The organism is Streptomyces sp. NPDC020299, assembly GCF_044387825.1.
In the GTDB taxonomy this organism is placed as follows: domain Bacteria; phylum Actinomycetota; class Actinomycetes; order Streptomycetales; family Streptomycetaceae; genus Streptomyces.
Genome location: NZ_JBIRWL010000001.1, coordinates 602,978 through 616,033, shown reverse-complemented (window position 1 = coordinate 616,033; position 13,056 = coordinate 602,978). Strand labels below are relative to the sequence as shown.

14 protein-coding genes are annotated in these 13,056 nt (G+C 68.2%); 8 read left to right on the top strand and 6 right to left on the bottom strand.

What is annotated here, in order from left to right; all coding sequences use genetic code 11:
- The first annotated feature begins 47 nt into the window (after positions 1-47).
- On the top strand, positions 48-632 hold the full coding sequence (locus tag ACH45E_RS02890; RefSeq protein WP_361435843.1) for a TetR/AcrR family transcriptional regulator: 585 nt from the start codon (positions 48-50) through the stop codon (positions 630-632).
- Positions 633-642: 10 nt separating this feature from the next.
- Here ACH45E_RS02890 and ACH45E_RS02885 read toward each other — a convergent pair whose 3' ends face one another.
- The gene (locus ACH45E_RS02885; RefSeq protein WP_361435845.1) at positions 643-2,343 is read right to left on the bottom strand and encodes an FAD-dependent monooxygenase; all 1,701 of its coding nucleotides are present in this window, start codon (positions 2,341-2,343) and stop codon (positions 643-645) included.
- 420 nt (positions 2,344-2,763) lie between these two features.
- Here ACH45E_RS02885 and ACH45E_RS02880 point away from each other — a divergent pair, with 420 nt between their 5' ends.
- From ACH45E_RS02880 to ACH45E_RS02860, 5 genes are all read left to right on the top strand, one after another.
- Complete coding sequence (locus ACH45E_RS02880) at positions 2,764-2,946, top strand: hypothetical protein (RefSeq protein ID WP_361435847.1); 183 nt, start codon at positions 2,764-2,766, stop codon at positions 2,944-2,946.
- Entirely contained in the window at positions 2,927-3,778 is an 852-nt protein-coding gene (locus tag ACH45E_RS02875) for a hypothetical protein (protein ID WP_361435849.1), read from the top strand. Before ACH45E_RS02880 ends, ACH45E_RS02875 begins: the two co-directional genes overlap by 20 nt.
- Before the next feature lie 96 nt (positions 3,779-3,874).
- Positions 3,875-4,864 carry a hypothetical protein gene (locus tag ACH45E_RS02870; RefSeq protein WP_361435851.1) on the top strand — a complete coding sequence of 330 codons (990 nt, stop codon included), beginning with the start codon at positions 3,875-3,877 and terminating at the stop codon, positions 4,862-4,864.
- Complete coding sequence (locus tag ACH45E_RS02865) at positions 4,864-5,967, top strand: alcohol dehydrogenase catalytic domain-containing protein (RefSeq protein WP_361435853.1); 1,104 nt, start codon at positions 4,864-4,866, stop codon at positions 5,965-5,967. Before ACH45E_RS02870 ends, ACH45E_RS02865 begins: the two co-directional genes overlap by 1 nt.
- A 65-nt stretch (positions 5,968-6,032) precedes the next feature.
- Positions 6,033-6,920 carry an SDR family oxidoreductase gene (locus ACH45E_RS02860; RefSeq protein ID WP_399039827.1) on the top strand — a complete coding sequence of 296 codons (888 nt, stop codon included), beginning with the start codon at positions 6,033-6,035 and terminating at the stop codon, positions 6,918-6,920.
- 178 nt (positions 6,921-7,098) lie between these two features.
- On the opposite strand, the gene ACH45E_RS02855 is transcribed toward ACH45E_RS02860, so the two are convergent.
- The 3 genes from ACH45E_RS02855 to ACH45E_RS02845 form a co-directional block, all read right to left on the bottom strand.
- A complete protein-coding gene (locus tag ACH45E_RS02855; protein ID WP_361435855.1) occupies positions 7,099-7,728 on the bottom strand; it encodes a TetR/AcrR family transcriptional regulator in 630 nt (209 codons plus the stop codon).
- 179 nt (positions 7,729-7,907) lie between these two features.
- Positions 7,908-8,369 (bottom strand): MarR family transcriptional regulator, encoded by a 462-nt coding sequence (locus ACH45E_RS02850; protein ID WP_361435857.1) that lies wholly within the window; start codon positions 8,367-8,369, stop codon positions 7,908-7,910.
- 72 nt (positions 8,370-8,441) lie between these two features.
- Positions 8,442-9,437, bottom strand: a complete 996-nt coding sequence (locus ACH45E_RS02845; protein ID WP_361435859.1) for an ABC transporter permease — start codon at positions 9,435-9,437, stop codon at positions 8,442-8,444.
- Between the two features lie 189 nt (positions 9,438-9,626).
- On the opposite strand from ACH45E_RS02845, the gene ACH45E_RS02840 reads away from it, so the two are divergent.
- A complete protein-coding gene (locus ACH45E_RS02840) occupies positions 9,627-10,067 on the top strand; it encodes a MarR family transcriptional regulator (RefSeq protein ID WP_361435861.1) in 441 nt (146 codons plus the stop codon).
- A gap of 1,147 nt (positions 10,068-11,214) precedes the next feature.
- Positions 11,215-12,051, top strand: coding sequence for a hypothetical protein (locus ACH45E_RS02835; protein ID WP_361435863.1), 837 nt, complete (start codon positions 11,215-11,217; stop codon positions 12,049-12,051).
- A 226-nt stretch (positions 12,052-12,277) separates the two neighbouring features.
- On the opposite strand, the gene ACH45E_RS02830 is transcribed toward ACH45E_RS02835, so the two are convergent.
- Complete coding sequence (locus tag ACH45E_RS02830) at positions 12,278-12,652, bottom strand: ATP-binding protein (RefSeq protein WP_361436837.1); 375 nt, start codon at positions 12,650-12,652, stop codon at positions 12,278-12,280.
- 35 nt (positions 12,653-12,687) lie between these two features.
- Positions 12,688-12,945, bottom strand: coding sequence for a hypothetical protein (locus ACH45E_RS02825; protein WP_361435865.1), 258 nt, complete (start codon positions 12,943-12,945; stop codon positions 12,688-12,690).
- Positions 12,946-13,056: the final 111 nt, after the last annotated feature.

Below are 13,056 nucleotides of genomic sequence, written 5' to 3'. Positions count from 1 at the left end.
GTGTCTACACTCACTTGAGGTGTGGTGAACTCATGGGAGGAGTCGGGATGCCGCGGAACCGCCAACAGATCCCCCGGGAGGAGCGCACGGGTGATCTGCTAGCCGCGGCCACCGAGCTCTTTCTCTCGAAGGGCTACGTCAAGACCACGATGGCGGACATCAGTGCCGCCGCAGGCGTGGCCCGGGGCAACGTCTATTGGTACTTCGACTCCAAGGACCACATCTTCGCCGCCGTCATCAACCGCATGCTCAGTCGCGAGATCCGCTTCCTGAACGAGGAGCAGGCCGGTGCCGACCCACTGAGCCGCCTGGTGCGCGGTCTGTCGGACATGCGCTACTCCCGGCCGCTGCACCAGGCCATGCACGACCGGCTTCCCCATTCGGAGGCAGTTCGCGAGGCCCACAACACCTTCCTGAACTGGATCGTCGGATTGGTCGACGAGTTCATGGCAGAGCGCGGCCTCAACGACGCCCCTGGCATTGATGCCGAGCTCGTCCGCGATGTCGCGGTCGCCGTCTTCGAAGGGGCGCACGTGCCCAATGACTGGAACAGACCGGCCCACGAGATGATCCGGTTTCTGTTGGAGTCCGTTGTGGCCAGGAGTTCAGCGGCCAAGGGGCGGAAGCGCTGAACGCGGTACCTCAGACGAGGTGAGGCCCGACTCCCGCTGACACCGCCCGCCCCGCACCGGCCGCTTCCGTGTCCCGGGGCGGAAGCGTCGCCCCGCGCAGCATGTCGAGCACGGCGGCGGGATCCGCGGGAGCCTGCCTGCCCCGCCAGCCGACGTGACCGTCCGGGCGGACGAGCACCAGCGGCCGCTCGTACAGCTCCTCGGCGGCCGGGTCGGCGAGGCGCAGCACCGTCAACGGCACACCACACCGGCGGGCGGCCTTGACCAGAGGCGTCGGGTTCGCGGAACCCGAGACCACGAGCGTGAACCCGCGCCCGAAGTGGTCGAGCACCGAACTGCCGTCGGGCAGCCAGACGTGCGGTGCGCGGCAGCCGGGCCATGTCGATGGAACGTACTCGTCCGGCTCGTCGGGCGGCTCCGGACTGCCGTCCGGCACGCAGATCGGGGAGCCGCTGTAGCGGTATCCGAGCTGGACACCCGTGCAGCGGAACTCCTTGGCCCGGGACCGGCGGATCTCCTCGCCCAGCTCACGTCGCAGCCGTTCGCCTTCGGCGTCCATGCGGTCGAGCGCCGGATCGGGGACGAGCTGCGCGTCGGCCTTCCAGTTGCTGGAGGCTTCGGTGACGTTGCGGACGGCGATCGGCCGCCGCTCCTGCTCATAGCTGTCCAGGAGCGCTGGGCCTCCCCATCCCTGGAGTGTCGCGGCGAGCTTCCAGCCGAGGTCCACGGCGTCACCGATCCCGGTGTTGGCTCCGAAGCCCCCCTTGGGCCACAGCAGATGCGCCGCGTCGCCCGCGAGGAACACCCGCCCCTCACGGTAGGTGCGGGCCACGACGCAGTGTCCGCTCCAAGGCTGCGCTGCGAGGATCTCCACGTCGATCGGCGCACCGGCGGCCTCGCGTATCCAAGCGACCGCGTCATCGGGGTCGGGCTCCTCGTCCAGGTAGACCGAGAGCCGCCACTCGTCCACGCCGTTGACGACCGTGATGTACGGCCTGCGTGCCGACGACAGGGTGTGGATCTGCACCGCGGGCCCGCCCAGCCGTTCCCGCAGCAGGTCCAGTAGCTGTGGCGCACGGAAGTGCACGGCGAAGTTGTGCCCCTGGGCGAACATGCCCTCGAACTCGATGCCGAGCGCCCGACGGATGCCGCTGCGGCCTCCGTCGCAGGCCACCAGGTACGCGCCGGCCAGCGTCTCGGTGACACCGCTCGCCACGTCGCGCACCACGGCCAGGACACCGTCGGAGTCCTGCTCCATCGTCTCCAGGCGGGTGCCGTACCGGATCTCGATTCCCCGCAGTTCACTGGCCGTGCGCGCGAGCAACGGCACGAAGGAGAACTTGGACAGGAACGCGGGACCCTCCGGCGTCAGCTGGGTGTACACGCCCGAAGACCGGTTGGTGACCCCGTAGTCGAAGTCGGTGAGGACACGACCCGTGGCGGAGGTGGCGAACACCGTGCGGTGCGGGTAGTCCGGGGGCGGTGCCGACTCCGTGCGTGCCGCTTCCGCGCAGCCCCAGCGGCGCAGGTGTTCCATGGTGCGTGAAAATATCGCCTCGCCTGCCGGAAAGGGCACGCGGCCGTCGCCCTGATCGATCACGGTGACCGGTACACCACGCCACCCCAACTCGATCGCGAGCGCGAGGCCCACGGGCCCCGCTCCCACGACTAGGACGCGCCGAGATTCGGCTCTTTCGTGCTGGTCAGACATTGAAGATCTGCCTTCCTGAGCAAGGGTCGGACCACTCACGGTCCCGTCTCTTGAACCCGGGTCAGAATTACACGTGCATGTCGCTGTATGGAAGACCTGGAAAAACACAAGACTTTTGACCGATCGTGTGCGGTGCTACGCTCATCTTGGGTTCAAGAGACAGAGGACGTCAGGGCGCTGCTGCTGATCAAGCCGATGCCGGGAGCCACTGAGGCCGGTTCCGCTGCCGGGATCGACGCGTGCACAGGCGGCGGACCGTTCACGGATCCGCACATGTGCGTCAGCCCGATGGTGCCTACGTCCTGAACCGCGTCCTCAGCATGACCCAGCAGTTCCGCCGTACAGGCGGCAAATGGCGCATAGCGCGCCGCGTCTCAAGGCCGCTGCACCCCAGCGTTCGACGGGCAAGGAGGCCCTCCGATGACGACGACCCCCCAGGCCGGGACAGGGGCCGGCCGGACGCCAGGCGTCGCGCTGCAGCTCTCCGAGATGGTGCTCAAGAGCGCGCACTACGACGACGGGCGGGGACTCTTCCTGCGGTCCGACACCGAGGTGCGCATCGAGATCGAAGGCATCAGCACCCTTGTCAACACCCGCGCTTGATCGGCCACGCGCGCCAGGGGCGCCATTCCAGCCGGAGGAACGGCCCCTTCACCACACGATTCCGGCAGGCTACGGAGGACATGACGACGTGAGTACACAAGCCAAGGACAGCTTCGGTGGCGGAGACCCGTGGGGATACATCCAGCCGTGGGACGAGGAGCGTTTCGGCCCGGAGATCCAGGACGTCGACCTGCGGGCGAAATGGGAAATGGCCATGGCCATCGCCGGTGGCCTGCCGTACATCTGGCAGGAGCTGGCGCGGCCGATTTCCGAGATCGTCTACGGTCTGCTCGAACTTCGTGCCGGAGACCGGGTTCTGCTCATCGGTGAGGGCATCGCGCCCTCCGGATGGGTCGAGGACATGCGGGCTTTGGTGGGGCCGGAGGGCGTCATCGACACCGTGGAGATCATCAAGGACGGACGGAACGCGGTCCTTGGCAAGGTCCCCGGTCGGAACGGCCAGATCGGCTGCTGGCGCTGGTCGTACACGGACTCGGTGGGCGACGAGGCATACGATTGCGTCGCCGTGTTGCAGGCGACGCAACACTGTGACGACTGGGCCGAGACGGCTGCGGACCTGCTGCGGGTGATGAAGCCCGGCCGGCGCATCGTGCTCGCCGAATCGGTTCTGAAGGGAGCGACGTTCTTCTCCCGTATCAATTCCGACGTCCACCTTCGGCAGTGGTTCGACAAACTCTTCGCGCATGTCCCCGTGGACGACATCCCCTACTACTCCGGAGAGCAGATCCGCGAGGCGTTCGGGGACAAGGTCGACAGTCCTCAGGTGATGGAATGGAAGGGCATCGAGATGTACTGGGGCCGAAAGAAGTGACCACTGCCACGAGCTTCAGGCAACAGGCTGCGGCACACATTCCCTTCCCGTCACCCGAGTCGATCCACTCATTCACCCAAGGACAAGGAGGTCCTCGTGAGTGTCGTTGAAGACGTCATGGTCTTGGGCTCCGACCATCCCTTGCGCAGTATCGTTCGCGACGAGGATCTGCTGCTCTCGCCGCCGCATCCCCCGAAGGTGCCCGTCAAGCTGTGGGGGGAGCACCCGCCGCTGACCGTGGTGCACTACCCGCAGCGCTACGAGCCGGAGGCATTCGCCCCGCCGCGCGGCGTCTACGAGAACGACGAGATCCGCGTCGAGTGGCAGAAAATGGACGGCCGGCAGCCGTTCTACCACCGTAACTGCGACGTCGACGAGATCTCCTACCAGATCGGCGGCGAGCGGACGCTGATGTCCGAGCTCGGCGTGATCGAGTTCCAGCCCGGCGATTTCTCCCGTATCCCGCGCGGCGTGGCCCACGACAACTACGGTCGCGAGGACAGCCACCTGCTGTTCTACATCCCCGCGCCGGTCACCGAACTGGCGTCGGCCCAGCGGGACTCCGGGGCCGTGTTCCCGCCGTTTCCCGGCTGGCAGCCCGGCGAGGCCAACGAGGCGATCACTCAGTGCATGGCCGCGGTCGGCCACGACATCACCGTCTTCGGGGTCGACGAACAGCTCCTGCTCGAGCAGGTGCACCAGGAGGACCGGCGGATGGCGGTGCTGCGGGCCGATCCCGGTCAGGACATCACCTGGCTGTACGCGACAGATCGCATCCGCCTCGGCATGGTCGCCACCATTCCCGGCGGACAGCGCCGCTACCGGCGCACCCTCGACGCCGACGAGATCCAGTACCAGGCCCATGGTCACCGCACGCTGATCACCCAGCGGGGCATCGTCGACCTCCAGCCAGGCGACTTCGTGCGCATCCCGCTCGGTATCTCCCACACCAGCGTCGTGACCGAGCCCGGGGACTACGTCAGTCTCCTCTCGCACCAGGAACTGCCCCAGGTCGCCGAGACCACGCGTACGGCGGATGCCTACACCCCCGAACTTCTCCCGAGCCTCACCGTGGAGGTCCGCTGATGGCCACGATGCTTGCCCTGCGAGCGCACCAGGGTGCCGAAGCACTCGTCCTGGAGGAAGTGCCCGTCCCCGAGCCAGGTCCGCTCGATGTGGTCGTGAAGGTCGCCTCCGCCGGCCTGGCGCCGGGGATCATGCGCCTGCTTCGGATGGGAGCGCTCAAGCACCTGCCCACCACACTCGGCCACGAGGCCGCAGGCGTCATCTCCGCCGTCGGCCGCGACGTCACCGGTCACGCGGTCGGCGACCGGGTCCGGGTGCACCCCCTGCTGAACTGCCGTGAGTGCGAGTACTGCCGCACCGACCGGGACATGATGTGCGCCCAGCAGGCCATGCTCGGCCACGCCGCCTTCGGCGATGCCCCGATGCCCCTGTACGAGGAGTACCACGACGGCGGACTCGCGGAATACGTCCGTGTCCCGCATTGGCTGACCGATTCCCTGCCGGACTCCGTCGGCTTCGACGTCGCGGCCAAGGTCCAGGATCTGGCCAACGCCGTGCGCGCACTGAAGTGCGCGGACCTGCCGGAACGGGCCACCCTCGTGGTCACCGCCGCGACCGGCACCATGGGAACCGCGACGGTCAAACTCGCGGAGCATTTCGGAGTCGCCCGTCTGATCCTCGTCGGCCGCGACAGCGAGCGCCTCCACCGCGTCGCCGAGCTCGCCGGCGGCGTACCGGCCGGTGTCGTCGCACTCGACGAACTCCCTGAGAACTGGTCGACCGAAGGCACTCTCACCCGCCGGCTGCGCGAGCTGGCACCCGAGGGAGCCCATGCCGTCATCGACTTCATCCCGGAGGGTCCCGCCCTCGGCCAGACCATGGCCGCCATGGCCACCGGCGGCACACTCGTGCACATGGGTGGCAACTCCACCCCGCTGTCGCTCCCCGCCATCGCCCTGATGATGCATTGCTGGCGCTTCGTGGCCACTCGCGCGTGCACCCGCCAGGACACGACGGATGTGCTGCGTCTGCTCGCGACGGGCTTCCTCACCGCCGACGAGCTCATCACCCATCGGTTCCCGCTCACCGAAGCGCTCAAGGCCATGGACGCCATAGAGCAACGGGTCGACGACCCGATGTGGATGACCGTGATCAATCCCTGAACGGACGCACGAGCGTGTCACGACTCTGAGAAGTCGCCGCAGAACTGCGAGAGGAAGCCGGGAACGTGTCCGAATCACAAGCCCTACGCAGTCAGGAGCCGCCCCTGATCGCGGTGATCGGGGCGGCCGGGCTCTGCGGTAGGTACGTGCTGAAGGCCGCACTGCGAGCTCCATTCAGGGTCCGGGCCGTGGTGCACGGCCCGGCAGGGCGGGATCGAGTGGCTGCCCTGGGCGTGGACGACATCGTCGAAGCCGACCTGGCGAAGCCGGACAGCGTCCGTCAAGCGCTGGAGAACGCGGACTCCGTGTTCATGATCCCGCCGGCGTTCCATCCGGAGGAAGACGTGCTCGCGATGAGGGCGCTCGAGGCGGCTGAGCACGCGGGCGCCCGCCGGTTCGTGTACCTGTCTGTTCTCCACCCCCACACCCCAGGGCTGCGCCACCACCTGCGCAAAGCGAACGCCGAGGCCGCCGTGCGGGCCTCGCGGCTGAACTGGACGATCCTCCAGCCCTCGATGTTCGCGCAGATCGTCCTGTCGACGTGGGGGAGGGCTCCGGCCGGCCCCGTCGGGGTGCCGTTCAACGTCGACAACGTGTTCTCGTTCATCGACTTGCGCGACCTCGGGGAAGCCGGCGTCAAGGTGCTTGCCGAGAACGTCCACGACTCGGCGACCTACGAACTCGCGGGACCCGCCCTGACGTTGGCCGAGGCGGTGCGCTTCGCCGGGCGCGCGCGAGGAGTGGATCTGGAGGCGAGGACGGTGGACTGGGCGGACGCACCGCTCCCGCCGGGAGTGGCCGACTCCGCCTCCCGGGCCTCGGACATGCGCGCCATGTGGCAGGACTATGACCGGCACGGCCTGCGCGGCAACAGCAACGTCCTGCGGATGCTGCTCGGCCGTGTACCCGCGTCCTTCATGGAAGCGGCCACCGCGTTCGCCGCTGGAGACTGAGCGCCCCGACGCAGGGGAGACACCTCACGTAGGGACAACGGAGAACCACCACCGCGCTGACGGCTGGTCGGTATGTGACAGACAAGCGGCCGGGGCGCACCACCATGTCGGGTTCGCACGCCCACCGGGTGCGGTGCGGCGGGCGGGTGGCAGCGGCTGCGCCCCCACGCCTACGCGTTCACCTGCGTGGGGAGCTGACAGGCCGTAGGCCATGGAGGACGGTGTCGACGATCTCTTCGGGCATTCCATCCGGGAGGTCGGGGTCGTGGCGTACGAACGTGCGGATGAGCAGCGGGCCGACGAACATGTCGATGGCCAGTTCCAGGTCGATGCCCATGCGGAGTTCCCCGTTCAGTTGGCCTCGCCGGAGGATCTCCAGTCCGAGGTCGCGCCGGGGAGCGATCACGCCGGAGTGGTAGGCGGCCCATATCTTCGGGCTGTTTCTCATCTGGGCGTGTGCGGTGTGCAGGATCGCCGACGAACGGCCGGCCAGGCTGCGTTGCCGCAGTGATTCCAGGAGAACGACCAGGTCGTCCCGCATCGACGTACCGGGGAGTTCCCGCTCCGGGGGCTCGGCGGCGCGGATGACGTCGACGAAGAGGTCCTCCTTGTCGCTCCAGCGGCGGTAGATGGCCGCCTTGCCGACGCCGGCGGTGCGGGCGATGTGGTCGATGGAGAGATCGGTCAGCGGGACGCCGTCCTCGAGAAGCATCAGCACCGCTTCCAAAACGGCCTGTTCCACGGCCTTGCTGCGAGGACGGCCACGGGCGGAACCGTTCGACGGCGGACGGCTCTCGGTACGGCTCATGGCTTTCCGTCCTTTCGCTCGCGGCGCACCAGCGAACGTCGCGCGGTCCACGTGGTGACCTCGTCTCCAGTGCAGTACTCACCTGCGCCTGACGATCTGTGTCCCGCTCGCCCTTTCCGCGTTTCCTTCTCATGTCGGCGCGCCGGATCCGCGAAGCGGCATTCGCTGGTCGGCCAGGGCTAGTTCAGCGATCGAGTGTCGATGGCGAGGGCGTCGGGGTTCAATTCCTCGACCAAACGGTAGAGCAGACGGTGAATCGCGTCCTTGTCATCCGGGGAGAGTGGCGACGTCGTCTCCCGTTCGATCCGCCTAGCGATCGACGCGGCACGAGCGGCCGCCGAGTCTCCCTCGGCGGTCGCGAACAGGCGCATGCTGCGGCGGCTGGTCGGATGCGGCTCACGTCGCAGCAGTCCTCGCTCGACCAGCTGACTCACCGCGGCTCCCATGGACTGGGCCGTGATGCCAGAGCGGCGCGCGATCTCCGCGGCGGACACCCCCGGCGTCCAGAGGACCTGTTGCAGAGCGTTGTGCTGAGCCAACGTGAGATCCTCCGCGCGCAGCGCCCGCTCCAGTCGTCCCGCGATGATCTGGGAGAACTGCCAGGCTAGGTATCCGGTGGTGGGGAACGCGGCGTCGGTCACGGTCGCAGTCTACGAGGGCGAGGTGTGCTGCTACAGCGGGCGTGGGGGCACGGCGCTCGGCAGACTGACAGGTCAGTCGGCGGTCGCGCGCCGTGGTCCGCGGGCATCAAGCCAGAGAAGCACCATGGCGGCGGCGAGGGTCCACGCCACCAGGAGGACGACTCCCGCAGTGAGGCCGTCGTTGTTGAAGTGGGACAGTCCTTGGACGGCTCGTACGCCGACTCCCACCGGGAGGATCTCCGAGAGCGGATGCAGCCAAACCGGCAGGTAGGCGGTGGGCAGCGTGCCACCGCTCGTGCTGTTGCCGAAGGTCAGCAGGACCACGGCGGCCAGAGACATCCCGGCGCGGCCGAAGAGGCGCATGAACATCATGGTCGCGCTGCCGACGGCCGCGGCCATCAGTGCGATGACCCCCGCGATGCCCAGGAAGGGGCCAGGCAGCGCCGAGAAGCCCAGGCTGCCGGCCATCGCCGCCACGAGGACGCCGGCGAGGACGCTGAAGGAGGCCAGGCTGGCCAACCTCCACCGGTACTCCAGTCGCGGAGCCATCTGGTAGGTCATCATGCCGAACAGGAATCCAGCCAGCACGACGCCGAACCCGGCGTAGAACACAGACATACCTCGGGTGTCGCCCGCCGAGGCCGGCACCACGTCCTGCACGGTCAGCCGGTCTCCGCTCGCCTTGGCGACACCGGAGAAGGCACCGGTGACCGTCGAGGTCACCGAAGGGCCGTTGGCTCCGGCATACAGCAGCTTGGCGGATTTCCCGGGGCCGGCGACATAGGCGGCGTACACCTTTCGGTCCTGTAGCGCGTGGCGGGCCGCATTCGTGTCGGGGTAACGCTTCACCTCGAACCCGCCGGGGAGCCCGAGTTCCAGCCCGCCGGTGATCTGTTCGAGCCGTTGGGCCGTCCCGACTACGGCGACCGGTAGGTCGTGAGGCCGCGGGGCGTGAAATGCGGCCAGGAACACGCTGACGAAGATCGAGCCGATGGCCAGCACGATCGCTACGGGGAGCAGAACCCCCTTCACCCCGGTGGCGCCCTGCGGCGCTGGAGCGGCGTCCATCGCGTGGTGATGGTGCGCATGGCGCGGCTCGGCGGAAGTGGTCGGTGGCGTGGACATGGGAAGGGGCCCTCTCGCAGTTCTCTTTGTAAGGCACCTTCTAAGTTACCTTCTATTTGTATCATGTGAGTATCAGGTACCTTATTTTTGGAGTTGCTGATGGGGCGTCCTGACGCACAACCCTCGACGCGCATGGGCTACCTGGCGTGGCAGGTGGTGCACGTGATGGGGACGCGTCTTGAGAGAGCGTTGCGCTCGCTCAACCTCACGGCCGCCCAGCACAACGCTCTGCAGCACGTCGTCTGGACCCCGGGCATCTCCGCTGCGGAGATCGCGCGTCGGACCGGCTTCACTCCCCAGTCCATGGGCGCCGCTGTCAACGCGCTGGTCGACCGCGGCCTTCTGGCTCGCCGCGACCACCCTTCGAGCCGCAGGACCGTGCAGCTGACCATCACCGACAGCGGCGCGAAGCTCGCCGATCGGGCGCGGGGTGTGGTGGAACGTCTCGACGAGGACGCGCTTGCGGTCCTCGCCCCCGCCGAGCGGGCAGTCGTACACACCCTGCTGCTCCGGATGCTTGCCGAGCTCAATCCCGATGCTTTGCCGACGACGGATCTGCGTGGCACGAGCTGAGCGCGCCGTGCCCACATCCGGGTGAGGGTCAGGCAACGAAATCCCGCGGCAGGCGAAGGCATGATCGTCACCGTGCAAGCTTCCAGGGGGCGGCGGCCTTCGCGGCGACGCACGAAGTGCGCCGAGGTGTACTCGCGGGGGTCCATGAGACCCGCGCTGGAGGCTGGTGGCTACTCCCCGGCAAGGGCGGTGTCCGCGGTGAGCAAGGTGCCTCCAGGAGATCAGGGAGCTGGGCAACCCGCTGGTCCGCTATATCGACCAGGGCCGTGTCGAGGCCGACCGGCCCGCCCTCTCGCCCAGGGCCTGGCCCGCCACCTGCTCACCCGTCCCGACCGCCTCAAGGACCACCAGCGGGAACGTATCGAGGCCGCCCGCACTGCCTGCGACGAGATGACCGCTCTGGCCGACCTCATCCACCACTTCGCCGTGCTGCTGGATCCCGCCGACGCAATGCCACCCTGCTGAGCACCTGGATCTCCCCGAGGATCTGGTGGACATGGACACCGGTGCGGTGGGCAGTGCGTTCGGCGCCTCCCGGCTGCTGCACGGGGAGGTGCGCGCAACCGGGGCCGTTCAGGCTTCGCTCCCGTGCGGGGACTTGGCAGGTGCTGGCCGGTGTGCGAGTTCCCACAGCCTTGGCAGCGTTCAGTGCCGGCAACGCCGAAGCCCTTCTGGGACTGGCCTGATCATCGGGGTGCGCTGACGAGAGCAGCCGGGGCCGACAGGACAGCGGTGGCCGCATGTCAGGCCGGGATGGGGGTGGGACCGGCGGACGCCGTCGGTCCCACCCCCATCCCGTGGAGCAGGAAGCACCGGCCTTGGTCGGCCGGTTCCTGCGCGACGCTGACGCGAACAAGCGCACAGTGTTGTACCGCGGTACCACCTGATGGAGCGGGGTTCCTCCCGCGGTACCACGGTCTGCTCGACTGCCGCACCTAGCGTCCTCGAAGGGCACCGAACGGCGGTGGCCTGGTTCGAAGGATGAACAGATGATCAAGGCACGGCGACTTGCGAAACGCTTCGGGGACAGGACAGCCGTCGGCCGGCTGGACTTCTCGGTAAGGATGGTGACCGGGTTCCTCGGGCCGAGCGGTGCGGGCAGGTCGGTTCCCGGCGGTTTCACCTCTGCTGTCCCCGGCGGGCGTTCATGACCGAGACCAGCCAGGCGCGCCGTACCGGATACCCCTACGCCAAGGTTCCCGCGCTCACCGCGGTCTTCTGGGTCGCCAAGTTGCTCACGACCGGTCTGGGGGAGTCGGCCTCGGACTTCATGTTTCTGGGCGGGCACTGGATCACGCTGATCGTCGCCGCTGTCGCGGTCGTCGGGGCTTTCGTGTGGCAGTTCCGGACATCCCGGTACCGGGCGGTCCCGTATTGGACCGCGGTCCTGGGCGTCGCCGTGTTCGGCACCGCCGAAGCCGACATCGTGGCCTTCGTCGTCGGCGTACCTCTGCCGCTGGTGGCCGCCGGCTACGCCGCTGCCACCGCTGCCGTACTCGCACTCTGGTACCGGTCAGAAGGGACGCTCTCGGTTCACAGCATCACCACGCGGCGTCGCGAGACCTTCTACTGGCTGACCGTCATGTGCACCTTCGCTCTGGGCACCGCGGCGGGTGACCTGACAGCCAGCACCCTGGGACTCGGCTTTGTGGGCTCAATGGCGTTGTTCGGCGCCGCCATCGTGGTGCCGTGGATCCTCCACCGCCGCAGAACCCTCCATTCGGTCACGGCTTTCTGGGCGGCATACGTCCTCACCCGGCCGCTGGGTGCCTCGGTGGCCGACTGGCTCCTCAAGCCTGTCCACGACGACGGTGAAGGGGGCGGTGGTATCGGCCTCGGGTCAGGCTCTGTCACCTTCGGAGGGCTCCTGCTGTTCGTGGTCCTGGTCGCCTATCTCGCGATCAAGCGCCCTGACGTGCAGGATTCGATCGAGAGTGTCCACACCCAACGCGTCGCCTCTCCTACCGGGACGCCGAACGCCTGAGGGAAGTGCGGGACCAGCCGGCGCCGCTCGTGGTCATCGGTCCCATTGCCCAGGTGATCCGGGCGTCGCAGGCCAGGGTCCTGCGGGACGCCGACCGTATCGCTCGCCGCGATAGCCGCCCGCGCCCTCTCCGTCTCCGGAGTGGGCGACACTCACTGAGCGCACGGCTCGGCGTCCTTCGCGACCGCGCCCTGCTCATCACCACCGCTCCGGGGGATCGATGGAGTCAGCGGGAGGCCGGAGGCCTGCCGGCTCCGGGGACGTCTGCCTGCGGTAGGCGCAAGGTGAACGCCGCTCCCTTGTCCAGGCCGGCGGATTCCGCGGTGATGTCTCGGCCGTGGGCTTGGGCGATGCCCCGGGCGGTGGTCAGGCCGATGCCGCTGCCGCCGGCGGCAGCGGGTCGCCCGGGATGGTCAAGGCGCTCGAAGCGGTGGAAGATACGCTCCCGGTCGTGTTCGGCGATGCCGATGCCGTCGTCCGTGACGCGGACGATCACGTGGTGCGCGGGAGACGGTTCAGCGTGCACGGACAACGCCACATGTCCCTGCCGGTCGCACGCGGCCAGTGCGTTGCCGAGCAGGTTCACCAGGACCTGGGTGATCCGGTCCGGGTCGCAGGCCGGCGATCACCGGTCGGCTAGTGGAGCGGACCCGCGAGCAACGCCGCCGGCCCCGCCGCCGCGGCCCCCGCCCAGGTGAGCAGGCCGGCGGTTCCTCCATGCAGCGCGTCATCGTCGAGGTCGTGTCCAGAGGGCTCCACGTGCCTGGCCGACCCCAAGCCAAGGAACGCGCCGGTCATGACGGAACCGGACAGCGCGGTGCCGACCGCCGAAGTCAGGTGCCGCACAGCAGGGTGGTCAACGTTGTCCACCGGCGGGACGAGGAGTACGTGCATGACCGCCAGACAACAGCCGCCTCATAAAGCGCGTACCACTCAGCACATGAAGCCTCTATGAAGCCGATCGCCGGAGCGACGCCCGTACCTTCGAGAGCTTCGCACCGGTGC